The organism is Burkholderia sp. Bp9142 (assembly GCF_003853415.1).
GTDB lineage: Bacteria > Pseudomonadota > Gammaproteobacteria > Burkholderiales > Burkholderiaceae > Burkholderia.
Genome location: NZ_QTPP01000033.1, coordinates 43,405 through 60,525, shown reverse-complemented (window position 1 = coordinate 60,525; position 17,121 = coordinate 43,405). Strand labels below are relative to the sequence as shown.

Sequence of the window (17,121 nt, the reverse complement as noted above, 5' to 3'; positions counted from 1 at the left end):
CGCGCCGGGCCCCGGAACGTCAGTCGGCCATGGGCGGCAAATCTGACAGCGCGGGCCGCGCGCTGGCGCAATGGCGTGTTTTCCGTTGCCTTGCAACGATCATAGCGCGGCAAAACACGGAATGTGGGAACGGGCGGGCAGCCGCGCCGGCGCGGGACGAGGCCGCGGGGCGCGATGGCGGGCAGCCCGCGCCGGCCGGCGGGGCTGCCGCGAAGGTAGGGTCAGCGGCCGGGCTGGCGCTCGACGTCGGCCCAGCAGTTCGGCGTTTCGTACAGGCGCACGCGTTCCAGGCGCAGGTTCACGCCGTAGTGCGCGTCGTACACGTTCGCGAGGATGTCGAACGCGATCGCCGCGAGGTTCTCGACGGTCGGGATCCGGTCGATCACGACGGTCTTGTGGTCGGCCATCTGCTCGAGGAACGAGCGCACGACTTCGTCGCGCGCGTAGACCAGGAACGCGTGGTCCCACTTGTTGACGAGGTGCTCGACCGCGAGCGCCTTCACGTCGGCGAAATCCATCACCATGCCGCGGTCGGGCGCCCCCTCGGTATCGACGAGATCGCCGCGCAGCGTGACTTCGAGCACGTAGCGATGACCGTGCAGGTTCCGGCACTGGCTGCGGTGATCGGGAATGCGGTGGCCCGCGTCGAATTCGAGTTTTCGGGTAATCAGCACGATGTCAAAAGCCGTGGCTCAGGGAATGTTCAGGTATTTGTGGGTCTGCATCGACAGCCGCCACTGCGGATGCCGCTTGCACCAGTCGATCGCGAGCTTCGTATTGATGTCGCGCGACGGGCCGTCCATCGGCTGCACGAGAAAATACTCGAAATCGAGCTTCGCGTAATCGGCAAGCCGCTGGTTGTCCTGCGGGATCACGACCTTCAGTTCGTTGCCCTTCGTGACGACGAGCGGCGCGTCGGCCTTCGGGCTCACGCAGATCCAGTCGATCGTCTCGAGCACCGGCAGCGAGCCGTTGGTCTCGATCGCGATCTCGAAGCCCGCCGCGTGCAGCGCGTCGACGAGCGGCTGGTCGAGCTGCAGCATCGGCTCGCCGCCCGTGCAGACGACGAAGCGGTGCGCTTCGCCGTCCGGCCACAGGCCGGCGATCGTCGCGGCGAGCGCTTCGGCGTCCTTGAACTTGCCGCCGTTCTCGCCGTCGGTGCCGACGAAGTCCGTATCGCAGAAGCGGCACACGGCCTCCGCACGATCCTCTTCGCGGCCCGACCACAGATTGCAGCCGGCGAACCGGCAGAACACGGCCGGACGGCCCGCGTTCGCGCCCTCGCCCTGCAACGTGTAGAAAATTTCCTTGACCGCGTAAGTCATCGTGCTTCGTCCGGCTCGCGCCGCTCGTTGTCGATCAGAATATCCATCAAGCGCCGCCGGCGCAGCCGCGTCACAGCGGCGCTTCGGTCACCCGCTCGCCCTTCAGGTAGGCCTCGTAGCCGCGCTTGCGCAGCTTGCAGGCCGGGCATTCGCCGCAGCCGAAGCCCCAGTCGTGCAGTTCCGCGCGCTCGCCCACGTAGCACGTGTGCGTCTCGACACGGATCAGCTCGACGAGCGCCTCGCCGCCGAGCTGCTCGGCGAGTTGCCAGGTCTGCGCCTTGTCGAGCCACATCAGCGGCGTCTCGAGCACGACGCGCGTGTCCATCCCGAGGTTCAGCGCGACCTGCAGCGCCTTCATCGTGTCGTCGCGGCAGTCGGGGTAGCCCGAGAAATCGGTCTCGCACATCCCGCCGACCAGCACGCGCAATCCGCGGCGATAGGCAATCGCGGCCGCGATCGTCATGAACAGCAGGTTGCGGCCCGGCACGAACGTATTCGGCAAGCCGTTCGCCGCGGTCTCGATCTCGATCGTACGCGTCATCGCGGTGTCGCTGATCGCGCCGAGCACCGACAGGTCGACCATGTGATCGTCGCCGAGGCGGTCGGCCCAGGCGGGAAACTGACTCTTCAGTGCGTCGCGCACGCCTTCGCGACATTCGAGTTCGACGCGGTGGCGCTGGCCGTAATCGAAGCCGAGCGTCTCGACCGTCTGGTAGCGTTCCAGGGCCCAGGCCACGCACGTGGCCGAGTCCTGCCCGCCGGAAAACAACACGAGCGCGCCGTCTTTAGCGTCTGTCCGAATCACCGTGATACTCCGTGAATGTGTAGGCTCGCGTCGCGCTGCGCCCCGGGACCGGCTGCCGCCGGGCGGCCCGACGCGTGCCGGCCTGCGCCGGCTCGACCAGTATAGGCAGCGCGGCCGGCCGCGAACGCGGCGGCGCGCTTATACCGCCCATCGCGCGGCATCGTTGCCGCGCGTCACGGCGGCGCCTGCGGGCAGCCCTGCCGTACGCATGAAGCGATGCGCTAAGTCATTGAGCGGGCACGGATTTTATCACGCCCCGGCGAATGCTGCCGGACGCACCACCGATGCCGCGCAAACCCACCACAAACGAAAAACCCCAAGAACCTTCCGATTCTTGGGGTTGGAACTGCTGGTGGCCTGGGACGGAATCGAACCATCGACACGCGGATTTTCAATCCGCTGCTCTACCAACTGAGCTACCGGGCCAACGAAGAAGAGAAAGTATATCCAGCTCTCTTCACTTGCGCAAGGGTATTCGCGAAATATTTTTATGCGGCGCCTTCCGACGGCTTCTTGCCGAGCTCGACGCCGAGCTGCTTGAGCTTGCGATACAGGTGCGTGCGCTCGAGGCCCGTCTTCTCCGCGACGCGCGTCATGCTGCCGTTCTCGCGCGCGAGGTGATATTCGAAGTACGCACGCTCGAACGCGTCGCGCGCTTCGCGCAACGGGATGTCGAACGGAATCGCAGCCGTCTGGCCCGCAAGGCCGAGCGCCGCGGCCATGTCGTCGCCGAGCGTCGGCAGCGCGGCGGCCGACGCGACCGCCGCCGGGCCCGACGCGTGGCCGGCGCCGGCCTTTGCCGCCGCGTTGACGGACACCGGTGCCGCACCGCGCGCGAGACCGTGCTCGACCGACTTCAGCAGCTTCTGCAGCGCGATCGGCTTCTCGAGGAAATCCAGTGCACCGATCTTGGTCGCCTCGACGGCCGTGTCGATCGTCGCGTGCCCGGACATCATGATCACGGGCATCGTCAACAGGCCCTGCGCCGCCCATTCCTTGAGCAGCGTGACGCCGTCGGTATCGGGCATCCAGATATCGAGCAGCACGAGATCGGGCGCCTGATTCAGACGGTATTCCCGCGCGGCCTGCGCGTTCTCCGCTGCCTCGACGACATGTCCTTCATCGCTGAGGATCTCCGAGAGCAATTCCCGGATGCCCATTTCATCATCTACCACCAGGATGGTTGCCATTTACGCTGCCTTTGTCTGCACACTTGCTTTTGTCTTAGCGGGGGCCGTCCCGCCCTGCGCGCCGGGTTCGGCGCCTGGCGCATCGCTCGCCATCTGCAGGAACAGGATCGACACCTGCGCACCCTCGACGGTCTCGCCGTGCATGCGATTGCGCAGATCGATCCGCGCGCCGTGCTCGTCGACGATTTTCTTGACCGTGGCCAACCCGAGCCCCGTGCCCTTCGCCTTCGTCGTCACGTAAGGCTCGAACGCACGGGTCAGGATGCGTGCCGGAAAACCGGGCCCGTTGTCGGACACGGTAAGACGTACCGCGACGCGCGTTTTGCCCTCGGCGTCGGGATCGCCATATTCTACTGTCTTGGTTTCGATCAACACACGCGGATGCGCGACTTCCGCGACCGAATCCTGCGCGTTCTGCAGCAGGTTGTGAATCACCTGGCGCAGTTGCGTCGCGTCGCCGCGAATCACCGGCAGCGACGGCGCGAGCTCGGCGACGATCGCGCTCTTGCCTTCGCCGACACCATACAGCCCGAGCACCTCGCTCGCCAGTTCGTTCAACTGCAGGTTCGCGAGCACCGCCGGCGGCGTGCGCGCATATTCGCGGAAGTCGTCGACCATCCGCTTCATCGCGGCCACCTGGTTGACGATCATCGTCGCGCCGCGCTTGAGCACGTCCGCATCGTGCGGCGCGAGCTTGTCGGACAGCTTCATCTGCAGCCGCTCGGCCGACAGCTGGATCGGCGTCAGCGGGTTCTTGATCTCGTGCGCGAGCCGCCGCGCAACCTCGCCCCATGCGACCGAACGCTGCGCGGAAATCACGTCGGAGATGTCGTCGAACACGACGACGTAGCCCGATGTCTGCGGATCGTCGGCCTGGCCCTCGACCGTCGAGACGAGGCGCGTGCCGCGCACGAGCAAGGTCAGCGGATCGGCTTCGCCCGGCACTTCGACCGCGAATTGCTGCTGCCAGTGGCCGCGATCGCCGCTGCCGCCGTCGGAAGCCGCCTCGCGATCGGCGAATGCCTTGCGCACCATCGCGCCGAATTCCGCCACGACGCCGATCCGGTCGAGCGCCGTGCCGATCATCGAGCCGAACGGCTGCCGGAAGATCCGCTCGGCGCCGCGGTTGGCCGTCGTCAGCCGGAACTGGCGGTCGAGCACGAACACGCCGGCGGTCAGGTTCGCGAGAATGCTCTCGAGATACGTCTTCGAATGCTCGAGCGCGACCCGGTTCTTCTCGACCGCGAGCCGCGCCTCGGACAGCTGGCGCGTCATCGCGTTGAACGACTGCGTGAGGAAGCCGAGCTCGTCGCGCGACTTGATCTCGCGCTTCGGCGTGTAGTCGCCTTCGGTGATCTCCTTCGTGCCCTGCGCGAGCAGGAACAGCGGCCGCGCGAGCTGCTGGCCGAGTGCGAGCGCGAGCATCATCGCGATGAAGGTCGCGAGGAACAGCGCGAGCGTGAGCGTACCGATGTACATCTTGCGCAGCCCGGTGCGGCCGAGCGACTTTTCCTGGTACTCGCGATACGCGCGCTGCACGGCGTCGGCGTTGTGCGCGAGCGTGGGCGGCACCGGCTGCGTGAGCTGCAGGAACCGCTCCGCGGGCTGCAGCAGCGACGTCGTCGCATCGGGAATCGGCCGCACGACGCGCAGCCGCAACGCGCCCTTCGCGCCGTGCGCGCGCGGGTCGCCGTCGACTTCGCCCTCGATCGCCGCGTACGCGCCGTGTTCGCGCGCCTGGCTCAGCATCAGCGGCGTCGGCAGGTCGTCCGGAATCAGCGCGGCGAAATTGCCCGACGCCTGCGCGACGATGTGCAGTTCGGGCGCCGCGCCCGAGGCGCCGCGGCTCGGCTCGACGATCGTCGCGTCCTGCACGCCGAACTGGTCGCGCAGGCGCAGGAGCGTGAGCGTCGTGCCGTTCGTGTTCGCATCGACGCTCGCGAGCTGGTCGGACATCAGCCGCGCCTTCGTCTGCAGGTCGGACAGCGATGCGTCGAGCATCCCGCGGCCGAGATTCAGGCCGGCCGTCAGCGCGGTCTCGACGTTCACGTCGAACCACGACTCGATACTGCGCGACACGAACTGGTACGACACGATGTAGATGATGCCGCCCGGCACCACGCCGACGAGCGCGAAGAACACCGCGAGCTTCGCGAGCAGCCGCGTGCCGAACTTGCCCTTCCTCAGGCGCACGACGATCATCCCGATCAGCCCGAGCACCACCAGCAGGAACACGAGCGCGACGATGATGTTCATCGCGTACAGCCACGAGTAGTAGCGGTCGAAGAACTCGGTGTTCGCGCTCGCGGCCGCCAGCAGCACGAGCAGCAGCAGCGCAGTGAGCGCGACGGTCGAGACGATCACGCGAACGAGGAGGCTCTTCCCGCTGGCCGCGCGGCGCACTTTATTTAGCACGTTCGGTCACCGTGAAGTTGAAGCGCTTCCAGTCCGAGCCGAGCGTCCAGTCGCGGTTGTTCACCGCGTCGACCTGGAACGGCTTCGGCATCAGCGCCGTATCGAGCTGCATGCGCACCGAGGCCGTATAGGTTTCGCCGGCGCGCACCTGGTTGCGGTCGATCACGTGCCATGACGTGATGTGCCGGACGACCGCAAGCGCGTCCTTCAGCGACGGGAAGCCGAGTTGCAGCCCGCCCGTCGACACGCGGTACTCGCGCGTGAGCGGCTGGAACGACAGGCGGATCGTCTGCGACACCGACACCGGCTGCTCGTCGAACCAGTACCAGCGCGCGCGGCCGAGTTCGAAGTCGGTCGTGAAGTAAAGCGGGATGCCCTTGTTGACGGCATCCTCGAGGTTCGGATTCAGCTCGAAATCGAAGCGGGCATCGAGGCTCCAGCCGCTTCCGTCAGCCTGCAGCGATGCACGCTGCACGGCGATCGACTCGGCGCGCGCCGGCCGAACGACAGCCAGGCACAGCGTCAACGCCACCAGCAGGACGGCCGCGAGCCGAAGTGGAAAAAGGTGTTTGATCGTCACCGTTTCTGAAACCGCGCGTAGAAAAATCCGTCGTGATCGGTGTTCTGGTCAAGTGCGCCGGCCGCCCCGCCGTGCACGCCGCCCGGCAGCAGTTGGCCGGGCGCGTCCAATCGTACCGCATCTTCACAGGACGCTTCAAACCAGCGGGCCTGCAATTCGCCCTCCTCGGGAAAGATCGAGCAGGTCACGTAGAGCAGTTCGCCGCCCGGCTTCACGAGCGGCCACAACGCCGTCAGGATGCGGCGCTGTTCGGCGACGAGCGCGGCGATGTCGGCTTCGCGGCGCAGCCAGCGGATGTCGGGATGGCGGCGCACGATGCCCGACGCCGAGCACGGCACGTCGGCGAGGATGCGATCGAACGGCCGGCCGTCGTACCACGCGTGCGGCGCGCCTGCGTCGCCGACCCGTACGTCCGCCGCGAGCGACAGGCGCGCGAGGTTCTCGCCGATGCGCGCCGCACGGGTCGCGTCGCTCTCGAGCGCGACGACGTCCGCGTCGGCCAGCTCGAGGATATGGCCGGTCTTGCCGCCCGGTGCCGCGCACGCGTCGAGCACGCGCATGCCGTCACGCGCGCCGAGCCATTCGGCCGCGAGCTGCGCACCGGCATCCTGCACCGACACGACGCCATCGACGAAGCCCGGAATGCGCTCGACCGGAAGCGCCGACGCGAGCCGCACCGCATGGCGGCCGATCGCGATCGCGTCGATCCCGTTCGCGCGCAGTGTGTCGAGATACGCGTCGACGGTCGCGCGGCGCGCGTTCACGCGCAGCGTCAGCGGCCCCTGGCGCTCGCCGGCCGCGAGGATCGCCTGCCATGCATCCGGCCACGCGCGCTTCACCGCATCGATCCACCATGGGCGGTAATTCCAGCGGGCGACCGGATCGTCCTGCAGCGCCGCGACGAGCGCGTCGCGCTCACGCTGGAAACGGCGCAGCACCGCGTTGACCAGCCCCTTCGCGAACGCATGTTCACGTCGGGCGCCGATCACGGTGACGGCCTGGTCGACGATCGTGAACGCCGGATACGCCGCCGATTCTTCCGGATCGAGCAGCAGCGCAAGCGCGCCGGCGAGCACCGCCTGCACGTGCGCGGGCGGCGCCTTGCTGACGAGCCGGCCGATCAGCCAGTCCGCGGTGCCGAGGCGGCGCATCGTGCGGTAGGCGACGTCCTGCGTCGCGCCGCGCGCCAGCGCCTGCGCGCCGGCCGGCATCTGCGCGAACACGGCGGCCAGTGCCGCCGGCAGCGCCGTGCCGCGCCGCACCGCATCGACCGCCTGCGCGGCCGCGTCGAGCGCAAAGCCCAGCGAATCGGGCGCGAGATGCAGTGCGGACAGGCGCGCGGGACGGCCGGAGGAAGACGGAGCGGAGGAACGGGTTCGTGTCATCGGAGCAAAATCGGCAAACGGGCGCCGCGAGCGGCGGGAACCCTGCGGCCCGCGTGGCCGCCGCGATTCCAAACCGCGCATTGTAGCGTGAGGCCATGCGGCCCCTTTACGGGATGCACAAATGAAACACCCCGCAGCGCGGGGCGTGCGGGGCGATGTGGCGAGTGCGACGCGACTTAGTCGAAGCGGCCGGTACGCGCCATCTCCATCAGGCGCGCGATGCGCTCCTCGGTCGCCGGGTGCGTGGAGAACAGGTTCTGCAGGCCGCCGCCGTGCAGCGGGTTCATGATCATCATCTGCGCGGTGGCCGGATGCGCTTCGGCAGCCTGGAACGGGATGCCCGCCGCATAGCGATGGATCTTGTCGAGCGCGGTGGCGAGCGACTGCGGATCGCCGGAGATCTGCGCGCCGCCGCGGTCGGCCTCGAACTCGCGCGCCCGCGAGATCGCCATCTGGATCAAGGCGCCTGCGATCGGCGCCAGCAGCGCGACCGCAATCCCCGCGATCGGATTGGCCGGGCGACCGTTCTCGTCGCGGCCGCCGAAGAACATCGCGAAGTTGGCCAGCGCCGAAATCGCGCCCGCCATCGTCGCGGTGATCGTCGAGATCAGGATGTCGCGGTGCTTCACGTGCGCGAGTTCGTGCGCCATCACGCCGCGCATCTCGCGCTCGGACAGCACGCGCAGGATGCCCGTCGTCGCGGCGACTGCCGCGTGTTCCGGATTGCGGCCCGTGGCGAACGCGTTCGGCGCGTCCTCGTTGATCAGGTAGACGCGCGGCATCGGCAGGTTCGCGCGGGTGGCGAGCTCGCGCACCATCCGGTAGAACTGCGGCGCCGTGTTCTCGTCGACTTCCTGCGCGTTGTACATGCGCAGCACCATCTTGTCGGAGAACCAGTACGAGAAGAAATTCATGCCGAGCGCGAACAGCAGCGCGATCGTCATGCCGCGCGAACCGCCGATCATGCCGCCGATCACGATGAACAGGGCCGTGATCCCGGCCATCAGCATCGCCGTTTTGACCCAATTGAACATACCCACTCCTTATCCTCAGGGGACCCGCCGCACATCACCGTGCACAGCGGAAAATTGTAAGTGATTTGTTAGATAAGGTCTTGCCGGAAAAATTCAATTTCAGCGCTGCGCCGCCGCGAGCCGCAGCCCGAGACCGACGAACGCGCTGCCGACCGTGCGGTCGAGCCACTTCCTGACGCCCGGCTTGCCGGAAAAGCACTGCGTGACGCTGCCCGCGACCCATGCAACGATGCCGGTCCAGATCGTGCTCATCACGACGAACACCGCGCCGAGGGCCAGGAACGCCAGCGCCTTGTGCGGACTGTCGGCCGACACGAACTGCGGGAAGAACGACACGAAGAACAGCACGACCTTCGGATTCAGCACGTTGGTCCAGAAACCCTGCACGAACAGCTGGCGCAGCGGCTTCGCGGCCGTGGCCTGCGCCGCCTGCGCGCCTGCCGCGGCGGCCTGCTTCGTGAGAAGCATGCGCACGCCGAGGTAGATCAGGTAAGCGGCACCGGCAAGCTTGATCACCGTGAACGCGGCGGCCGACGCCGCGAGCAGCGCGGTCAGGCCGAATGCACACGCGAGCGCGTGCACGCAGCAGCCGGCCGAGATGCCGAGCGCCGACATCAGCCCCGCGCCGCGGCCCTGCGCGACACTGCGGCCGACGATGTACGCCGTATCGGGGCCGGGCGTGACGTTCAGCAGGAAAACCGCGAGTACGAAGAAGCCGAAATGGGTGATGCCAAGCATGAAAACCTCGAAACCGGAAAGCGCAGGGAAATTCTACGCGCGCCTGCCGCGCCGCGCGACTCGGCCGTCCGGCCGATTGCGTGCAGCCGGCAGGCCGTGTCGAATCACGCTCAAGTCCCGTCGGGCAACCCGAAGCGCTGGCCCGCGACGAGCGGCGAGCCTGCCAGGAATTCGCGCGCGGGCAGCCGCTTGCCGCCCGGCTTCTGCAGTTGCGTGACGCGCAGCGCGCCGCTGCCGCACGCGACGATCACGCCTTCCGACGCCGCCTCGACGATCGTGCCGGGCGCCGCGTCGCCGCGCGCCGCCACGGGCTCGGCTGCCCACAGCTTGATCGCCGCGCCGTCGAGCGTCGCGACGCCGCCCGGGAACGGGTCGAACGCACGCACCTGGCGCGCGAGCACGGCGGCCGGCTTGCGCCAGTCGAGCGCCGCTTCGTGCTTGCCGATCTTTTCCGCATAGGTCACGCCGTCGGCCGGCTGCGGCGTGGCAGGCAGCATGCCGTCGCGCTCGAGCCGCACGAGTGCGTCGACGATCAGCCGCGCGCCGTCGGCGGCCAGCCGGTCGTGCAGCGTGGCGGTCGTATCGTCGGGCGCGATCGCGAGGCGCGCTTCCTCGATCATCGCGCCGGTGTCGAGGCCGACGTCCATCTGCATCAGCGTGACGCCCGTCTCGGCGTCACCGGCCTCGATCGCGCGGTGGATCGGCGCGGCGCCGCGCCAGCGCGGCAGCAGCGACGCGTGGATGTTGATGCAGCCGGCGCGCGGAATGTCGAGCACTTCCTGCGGCAGCAGCAGGCCGTACGCGGCGACCACCATCACGTCGTGCGGGGTCGTGCGCAGGCGCTCGATCGCGTCGGCCGCCTCCGCCGGGTACTTGCCCGCGCGGCGCAGCGACGGCGGCTGCGCGACGGGCATCCCGTGCTCGACGGCATAGCGCTTCACCGCGCTCGCCTGCAATTTCATCCCGCGCCCGGCAGGGCGATCGGGCTGGGTGAGCACGAGCGGCACCGGAAAACCGGCCTCGTGGATCGCGGCGAGTGCGGCCGCGGCGAATTCCGGCGTGCCGGCAAAAATCACGCGCAACGTATGGGTCATGAAAGCGTTCGGGGTCGGGCTTGGCGCACGCGCGTCACATCGCGCGTTCGAGTTTCTTCATCTTCGTCTTGATGCGGGTCTGCTTCAGCGGCGACAGGTATTCGACGAACACGCGCCCCATCAGGTGATCCATCTCGTGCTGCACGCACACGGCCAGGAGGCCCTCGCAGTCGAGTTCGAAGGTCTCGCCGTGCTCGTTGAGTGCACGCACGCGCACGTGGTCCGGACGCTCGACCTCGTCGTAGATCCCGGGCACCGACAGGCAGCCCTCCTCGTAGACCTGCTTCACGTCGCTCGACCAGATGAGCTCGGGGTTGATGAACGCGCGCAGCTCGTTCTTCTCCTCGGAGACGTCGATCACGATCACGCGCTCGTGCACGTCGACCTGCGTCGCCGCAAGGCCGATGCCGGGCGCTGCGTACATGGTTTCGGCCATGTCGGCGACGAGCTTGCGGATCCGGTCGTCGACCTTGTCGACGGGCTTGGCGACCTTGTGCAGCCGCTTGTCGGGGTAATGAAGAATGTTCAGCAAAGCCATGGTGTTCGGTATTCGGTGGAGCAGCGCGCCGCATCGGCCATCCGGCCGGCTGGCGCCGCCGCCGGGATGCAATGAAGATGAGGCGGACGCGCGGCATGTCAACGCCGCGGGTCATGCCTCCTGCAATTGGCCGGACGCCGGTGCGCGCGGCCCTGTCGAGTATTTCGGATGATGAAAATTTTATCATGGCGCCACGCGGTTCGCTGGCCGTCGCATTCGAGGGGAACCTCATGTCACCGCAAGCGCTGACCACCTCCGCGCTGCGCGCGTGGCTGCAGCTCGCGCATGCGCCGGGCCTTGCCCCCGCCGTGCTGCACGCGCTGCTCGATGCATTCGGCTCGCCGGCGGCGCTGCTGCGCGCGTCCGACCAGGCCATCAGCGCGGCAAGCAGCGCCGCCGCCGCGCGGGCGGTGCGCGCCAGCGAGCGGGACGACCTCGACATGCGCACCGACGACGCGCTCGCATGGCTCGATGCACCGGGCAACGCGATCGTCACGCTCACCGATCCCGCCTATCCGCCGCGGCTGCGCGACCTGCACGATCCGCCGGCGCTGCTATATGTAAAGGGCCGGCTCGACCTGCTGCACGCACGCGGCCTTGCCGTGGTCGGCAGCCGCCACGCGACGCCGCAAGGGCTCGCCGACGCGACGCGCTTCGCGCACGCGCTGTCCGATGCGGGGCTCGCGATCGTCTCCGGCCTCGCGCTCGGCATCGACGGCGCCGCGCATCGCGGCGGGCTCGATGGCCGCGCCAGCACGGTCGCGGTGATCGCGACGGGCGCCGATCTCGTCTATCCGGCGCGGCACCGCACGCTCGCGCACGAGATCGCCGCGCGCGGCGCGATCGTGTCCGAATGGCCGCTCGGCACGCCCGCGCGGGCGTCGCACTTCCCGCAGCGCAACCGGCTGATCGCCGCGCTCGCGCTCGGCGCGCTCGTCGTCGAAGCCGCGCCGCGCTCCGGCTCGCTGATCACCGCGCGGCTCGCGAACGAACTGGGCCGCGACGTGTTCGCGATGCCGGGCTCGATCCACGCACCGCTCGCGCAGGGCTGCCATGCGCTGATCCGCGACGGCGCGAAGCTCGCCGCGACGCCGCTCGACGTGCTCGAGGAATACGGATTGGGCGAACCGGCGGCGCTCGCCATCCACGCCACGACGAATTCGGGTTCGTGCCCCGATAACGGCGACGCAGCCCCCGCGGGGCAACGCACGGGCGAGCCCGTCGCGAAGACGAACTCCACCGTTCCCGTCGCCGCACCGGCCGGAATCGACGACGCGCCACCCGACAACCCGGCCGAACGGTCAGTGCTCGCCGCACTGGGATACGGCCCCGTTACCTACGAGTGGCTCGCCGAGCACAGCGGCCTGTCCGACGACGTGCTGCACCGTGCGCTGCTCGCGCTCGAACTGGCCGGCCGTGTCGCGAGCGTGCCCGGCGGACGCTTCGCGCGGCTTGACGCGGCGCCCACCCCGCCCCCGTCCGGCGTGCTACATTCCCCCGCTAGGGGCGGCCGTGCCGCCGACGATACCCAAGGAATTCCATGCCCGCGCTGAATCTCGACACCGATGCCGATCGGATCGCCGAGCGCCTCGCCGATCCCGACACGCTGCTGGTCGCCTGCCTGTGCGCCGAGTGGTGCGGCACCTGCCGCGACTACCGAACAGCCTTCGACCAGCTCGCCGACGCCCATCCCGACGCCTGCTTCGCGTGGATCGACATCGAAACCCATGCCGACCGGCTCGACGATCTCGACGTCGAGAATTTCCCGACGATCCTGATCGAGGACGCGAACACCGCGCGCTTCTTCGGCACGGTGCTGCCGCACGCGGCGATCGTCGAGCGGATGCTGTCCGACCTGAGCGCGGTGCCCGGCTCGCCGCACGCACCGAAATTGCGCAACATCCTGAACGTCGAGGCGTAAGGCGCGCACCGGCCGAACGGCGGCTTTTCGCGCCGTTGCGCGCGCCGCCGCGCCGGGCGCTTGCCGCCGTTGCGCCCCCCCTCTATGATGAGCCGCTTTTTACACGCCGAGCCGCCGTCGCCGCGGCTTGTGCTATAAAGCCGTCGTAAAAGGGACCCACACCGGCGAACCCGGTCTACCAACACACACCTGTCATGTCCAAAGCTCTGATCATTGCGGAAAAGCCTTCTGTCGCGAACGACATCGCGCGCGCTTTGGGCGGCTTTACCAAGCATGACGAATACTTCGAGAGCGACGAATTCGTCCTTTCGTCCGCGGTCGGCCACCTGCTGGAAATCGCCGCCCCGGAAGAGTACGAGGTCAAGCGCGGGAAATGGAGCTTCGCTCATCTGCCCGTCATCCCCCCGCATTTCGACCTGAACCCGATCGCAAAAAGCGAATCGCGCCTGAAGGTCCTTACCAGGCTGATGAAGCGCAAGGACGTCGATCGCCTGATCAACGCATGTGACGCGGGGCGCGAGGGCGAGCTGATTTTCCGCCTGATCGTGCAGCATGCGAAGGCGAAGCAGCCGGTCCAGCGCCTGTGGCTGCAGTCGATGACGCCGCAGGCGATCCGCGACGGCTTCGCGCACCTGCGCAGCGACACCGACATGCAGCCGCTCGCCGACGCCGCACGCTGCCGCTCGGAAGCCGACTGGCTCGTCGGGATCAACGGCACGCGCGCGATGACCGCGTTCAACAGCAAGGGCGGCGGCTTCTTCCTGACGACCGTCGGCCGCGTTCAGACGCCCACGCTGTCGATCGTCGTCGAACGTGAAGAGAAAATCCGTCGATTCATCCCGCGTGACTACTGGGAAGTGAAGGCCGAGTTCGCGTGCGCCGGCGGCTTCTACGAAGGCAAGTGGTTCGACCCTAAATTCAAGCGCGACGAATTCGATCCGGAAAGGCGCGACTCCCGCCTGTGGAGCCTGCCGGCCGCCGAAACCATCGTTGCCGCGTGCCGCGACCAGGTCGGCACGGTGAGCGAGGAATCGAAGCCGTCGACTCAGCTGTCGCCGCTGCTGTTCGACCTGACGAGCCTGCAGCGCGAGGCGAACAGCCGCTTCGGCTTCTCCGCGAAGAACACGCTCGGCCTCGCACAGGCGCTGTATGAAAAGCACAAGGTGCTGACGTACCCGCGTACCGACGCGCGTGCGCTGCCGGAAGACTACATTTCGACCGTGCAGTCCACGCTCGAGATGCTCAAGGAGAGCCACAACTACCTGCCGCATGCGAAACAGGTGCTCGACAAGGGCTGGGTGAAGCCGAACAAGCGGATCTTCGACAACACGAAGATCAGCGACCACTTCGCCATCATCCCGACGCTGCAGGCGCCGAAGTCGCTGTCCGAGCCGGAGCAGAAGCTGTACGACATGGTCGTGAAGCGCTTCCTCGCGGTGTTCTTCCCGGCGGCCGAATTCCGCGTCACGACGCGGGTCACCGAAGTCGCCGGCCATCACTTCAAGACCGAAGGCAAGGTGCTCGTCGAGCCGGGCTGGCTGCAGGTGTACGGCCGCGACGCCGAAGGCGCGGATGCGAACCTCGTGCCGGTGCAGAAGAACGAGAAGGTGAAGACGGACGAGATCGCAGCCGTCGCGCTCGTGACGAAGCCGCCCGCACGCTACTCGGAAGCGACGCTGCTGTCCGCGATGGAAGGCGCGGGCAAGCTCGTCGAGGACGACGAGCTGCGCGAGGCGATGGCCGCGAAGGGCCTCGGCACGCCGGCCACGCGCGCGGCCATCATCGAAGGCCTGTTGGGCGAAAAATATCTCGTGCGCGAAGGCCGCGAGCTGATCCCGACCGCGAAGGCATTCCAGCTGATGACACTGCTGCGCGGGCTCGGCGTGAAGGAATTGACCGCGCCCGAGCTCACCGGCGAGTGGGAATACAAGCTTTCGCAGATGGAGCGCGGCAACCTCGGGCGCGACGCGTTCATGCAGGAAATCGCCCGCATGACGCAGCAGATCGTCAAGCGCGCGAAGGAATACGATTCCGACACGATCCCCGGCGATTACGCGACGCTCGAAACACCGTGCCCGAACTGCGGCGGCCAGGTGAAGGAAAACTACCGCCGCTTCGCTTGCACGAAGTGCGAGTTCTCGATTTCGAAGATTCCGGGCAGCCGGCAGTTCGAGATCGCGGAAGTCGAGGAGCTGCTGCGGGAGAAGACCATCGGTCCGCTGTCCGGTTTCCGCAGCAAGATGGGCCGTCCGTTCTCGGCGATCCTGAAGCTCTCGTTCGACGACGAAACGAAGAACTACAAGCTCGAGTTCGACTTCGGCCAGGACCAGGGCGGCGAGGAAGGCGAGGCACCCGACTTCTCCGCACAGGAGCCGGTCGGCGCATGCCCGAAGTGCAAGGGCCGCGTGTTCGAGCACGGGATGAGCTATGTGTGCGAGCACTCGGTCGCGAATCCGAAGACCTGCGACTTCCGTTCGGGCAAGGTGATTCTGCAGCAGGAAATCACGCGTGATCAGATGGCCAAGCTGCTCGCCGACGGCCGCACGGATCTGCTGCCGAACTTCAAGTCGTCGCGCACGGGCCGCAACTTCAAGGCATTCCTCGTGAAGCAGCCGGACGGCAAGATCGGTTTCGAATTCGAAAAGAAGGAGCCGAAGGCTGCTGCTGCGAAGAAGACGGCAAAATCGGCGACGAAGGATGCCGAAACCGTGACGGAAGGCGCCGACGAGAAACCGGCACCGGCCCGCAAGACCGCCGCCCGCAAGACGACGGCGCGCAAGACGGGCTCGTGACGCCCCGGCCGCCGGGGGCTTCCCCGGCGCATTGCACGCCGGTCGAACGGCAATAAAAAAACGCGGATCGATCGCTCGATCCGCGTTTTTTTTGGCGCGGGCCGTGTCGGCGCGCGGCCGCCGCGCCGTTACAGCGGCGACGGCACCGCGACGCGCGCGCGCGGTGAACGCGCGAGACGCGGCTGCAGGTTCGGGTCGGTCGATTCGGCCGGCTCGGCACGCATCTCGACGCCGATCGGCGCAGGCGTCGCACCCTGCGCGGCCCACTGCTCGCCCATCGTCGCGTCGGTCGAGTGGCTGAAATACTCGACGAGGTGATCGATGAACGTGCGCACCTTCGCGGGCAGATGGCGCCGGCTCGGATACGCGATGTTGATCTCGACCTGCGGCAACCGGAAATCCGGCAGCAGCCGCACCAGCGCGCCGCGCGCGATGTCGCTGCCGATCAGGTAGCTCGGCAGGATCGCGATGCCCATCCCGAGCAGCGCAAACTGGCGCAGCATCGCGGTGTTGTTCGCGACGATCAAGTTGGTCGGGCGCACGCGCACTTCGCCGTCCGGCCCCGTGAACACGCGCTCGTCGCCCCAGTATTCGGTCGGCAGGCTCAGGGCCGGGTGCTCGGCGAGCTGTTCCGGGTGGGTCGGCACGCCATGCTTTTCCAGGTAGCTCGGCGTCGCGCACACGGTCATGCAGCCCGTGGTCAGCCGCCGTGTGACGATGCTCGCGCTGCGCATCTGGCGCGTGACGACGATGCCGACGTCGAAACCTTCCTCGACGAGATCGACCTGGCGGTCGACCAGCGTCAGATCCGGCACCACTTTCGGGAAATTCTCCGTGTACGACTGCAGGACGGGGGCAAGGTTGTGCAGGCCGAACACGACCGGCGCGACGATGCGCAACGTGCCGACCGGCTCGTGATTGCGCGCGACGACCATCTGCTCGACATCCTCGAGCTCATCGAGAATCTGGCGCGCCCGCTCCAGATAGACCTGGCCCGACTCCGTCAGCGAAAGGCTGCGCGTGGTGCGGTTCAGCAACCGCGTGCCGAGCCGGCCTTCCAGATCGGCGACGTGACGCGTCGCGACCGCGTTGGAGATATCCATTGCACTCGCGGCCCGCGCGAAACTGCCGAGATCCGCAACCTTGACGAACACGCGCATCGACTGCAAATGATCCATAAACGACTCCTGCCGCTGTTACAACTTCAAAAAGTTGAAGCAAATGCGTAATTCTCCTACGACAGCGGAAATGATGCAGAGTTGCTCAACAAGGCGCCGGTTGACGATAAAAATAGTCAAAAATCC

General features: G+C 67.6%; 15 protein-coding genes and 1 tRNA gene. 3 read left to right on the top strand and 13 right to left on the bottom strand.

Going from position 1 to position 17,121, the window contains the following annotated elements; genetic code table 11:
* Window positions 1-221: 221 nt before the first annotated feature.
* The 12 genes from queD to def all read right to left on the bottom strand — a co-directional run bounded on the left by queD (window position 222) and on the right by def (window position 11,104).
* Window positions 222-674, bottom strand: a complete 453-nt coding sequence (gene queD / locus DIE22_RS28685) for a 6-carboxytetrahydropterin synthase QueD (protein WP_014895699.1) — start codon at window positions 672-674, stop codon at window positions 222-224.
* Between the two features lie 18 nt (window positions 675-692).
* Window positions 693-1,325 carry a 7-carboxy-7-deazaguanine synthase gene (gene queE, locus DIE22_RS28680; protein WP_124500616.1) on the bottom strand — a complete coding sequence of 211 codons (633 nt, stop codon included), beginning with the start codon at window positions 1,323-1,325 and terminating at the stop codon, window positions 693-695.
* Between the two features lie 70 nt (window positions 1,326-1,395).
* Window positions 1,396-2,130 (bottom strand): 7-cyano-7-deazaguanine synthase QueC, encoded by a 735-nt coding sequence (gene queC / locus DIE22_RS28675; protein ID WP_124500617.1) that lies wholly within the window; start codon window positions 2,128-2,130, stop codon window positions 1,396-1,398.
* Window positions 2,131-2,480: 350 nt separating this feature from the next.
* A tRNA-Phe gene (locus DIE22_RS28670) sits at window positions 2,481-2,556 on the bottom strand.
* Between the two features lie 62 nt (window positions 2,557-2,618).
* The gene (esaR, locus tag DIE22_RS28665) at window positions 2,619-3,320 is read right to left on the bottom strand and encodes a response regulator transcription factor EsaR (protein ID WP_124500618.1); all 702 of its coding nucleotides are present in this window, start codon (window positions 3,318-3,320) and stop codon (window positions 2,619-2,621) included.
* Window positions 3,321-5,735 (bottom strand): sensor histidine kinase EsaS, encoded by a 2,415-nt coding sequence (gene esaS / locus DIE22_RS28660; RefSeq protein WP_124500619.1) that lies wholly within the window; start codon window positions 5,733-5,735, stop codon window positions 3,321-3,323. It abuts the gene before it with no gap.
* The gene (locus DIE22_RS28655; protein WP_124500620.1) at window positions 5,725-6,315 is read right to left on the bottom strand and encodes a DUF4390 domain-containing protein; all 591 of its coding nucleotides are present in this window, start codon (window positions 6,313-6,315) and stop codon (window positions 5,725-5,727) included. The genes esaS and DIE22_RS28655 overlap by 11 nt, the downstream gene beginning before the upstream one ends.
* A complete protein-coding gene (gene rsmB, locus DIE22_RS28650) occupies window positions 6,312-7,700 on the bottom strand; it encodes a 16S rRNA (cytosine(967)-C(5))-methyltransferase RsmB (protein ID WP_124500621.1) in 1,389 nt (462 codons plus the stop codon). Before rsmB ends, DIE22_RS28655 begins: the two co-directional genes overlap by 4 nt.
* 176 nt (window positions 7,701-7,876) lie before the next feature.
* Window positions 7,877-8,734: a zinc metalloprotease HtpX gene (gene htpX, locus DIE22_RS28645; RefSeq protein ID WP_014895693.1), complete on the bottom strand. Its 858-nt coding sequence runs from the start codon at window positions 8,732-8,734 to the stop codon at window positions 7,877-7,879.
* Window positions 8,735-8,833: 99 nt separating this feature from the next.
* Window positions 8,834-9,472 carry a LysE family translocator gene (locus DIE22_RS28640; protein WP_124606589.1) on the bottom strand — a complete coding sequence of 213 codons (639 nt, stop codon included), beginning with the start codon at window positions 9,470-9,472 and terminating at the stop codon, window positions 8,834-8,836.
* Between the two features lie 110 nt (window positions 9,473-9,582).
* A complete protein-coding gene (gene fmt / locus DIE22_RS28635; protein ID WP_124606588.1) occupies window positions 9,583-10,566 on the bottom strand; it encodes a methionyl-tRNA formyltransferase in 984 nt (327 codons plus the stop codon).
* Between the two features lie 34 nt (window positions 10,567-10,600).
* Window positions 10,601-11,104, bottom strand: coding sequence for a peptide deformylase (gene def, locus DIE22_RS28630; protein ID WP_124500624.1), 504 nt, complete (start codon window positions 11,102-11,104; stop codon window positions 10,601-10,603).
* A 185-nt stretch (window positions 11,105-11,289) separates the two neighbouring features.
* On the opposite strand from def, the gene dprA reads away from it, so the two are divergent.
* From dprA to DIE22_RS28615, 3 genes are all read left to right on the top strand, one after another.
* Window positions 11,290-12,657 carry a DNA-processing protein DprA gene (gene dprA / locus DIE22_RS28625; protein WP_260426787.1) on the top strand — a complete coding sequence of 456 codons (1,368 nt, stop codon included), beginning with the start codon at window positions 11,290-11,292 and terminating at the stop codon, window positions 12,655-12,657.
* Window positions 12,645-13,025: a thioredoxin family protein gene (locus DIE22_RS28620; protein WP_124500626.1), complete on the top strand. Its 381-nt coding sequence runs from the start codon at window positions 12,645-12,647 to the stop codon at window positions 13,023-13,025. Before dprA ends, DIE22_RS28620 begins: the two co-directional genes overlap by 13 nt.
* Before the next feature lie 194 nt (window positions 13,026-13,219).
* Entirely contained in the window at window positions 13,220-15,817 is a 2,598-nt protein-coding gene (locus DIE22_RS28615; protein ID WP_124500627.1) for a DNA topoisomerase III, read from the top strand.
* A gap of 128 nt (window positions 15,818-15,945) precedes the next feature.
* On the opposite strand, the gene DIE22_RS28610 is transcribed toward DIE22_RS28615, so the two are convergent.
* Complete coding sequence (locus tag DIE22_RS28610; protein ID WP_124606586.1) at window positions 15,946-16,995, bottom strand: LysR family transcriptional regulator; 1,050 nt, start codon at window positions 16,993-16,995, stop codon at window positions 15,946-15,948.
* Window positions 16,996-17,121 lie beyond the last annotated feature (126 nt).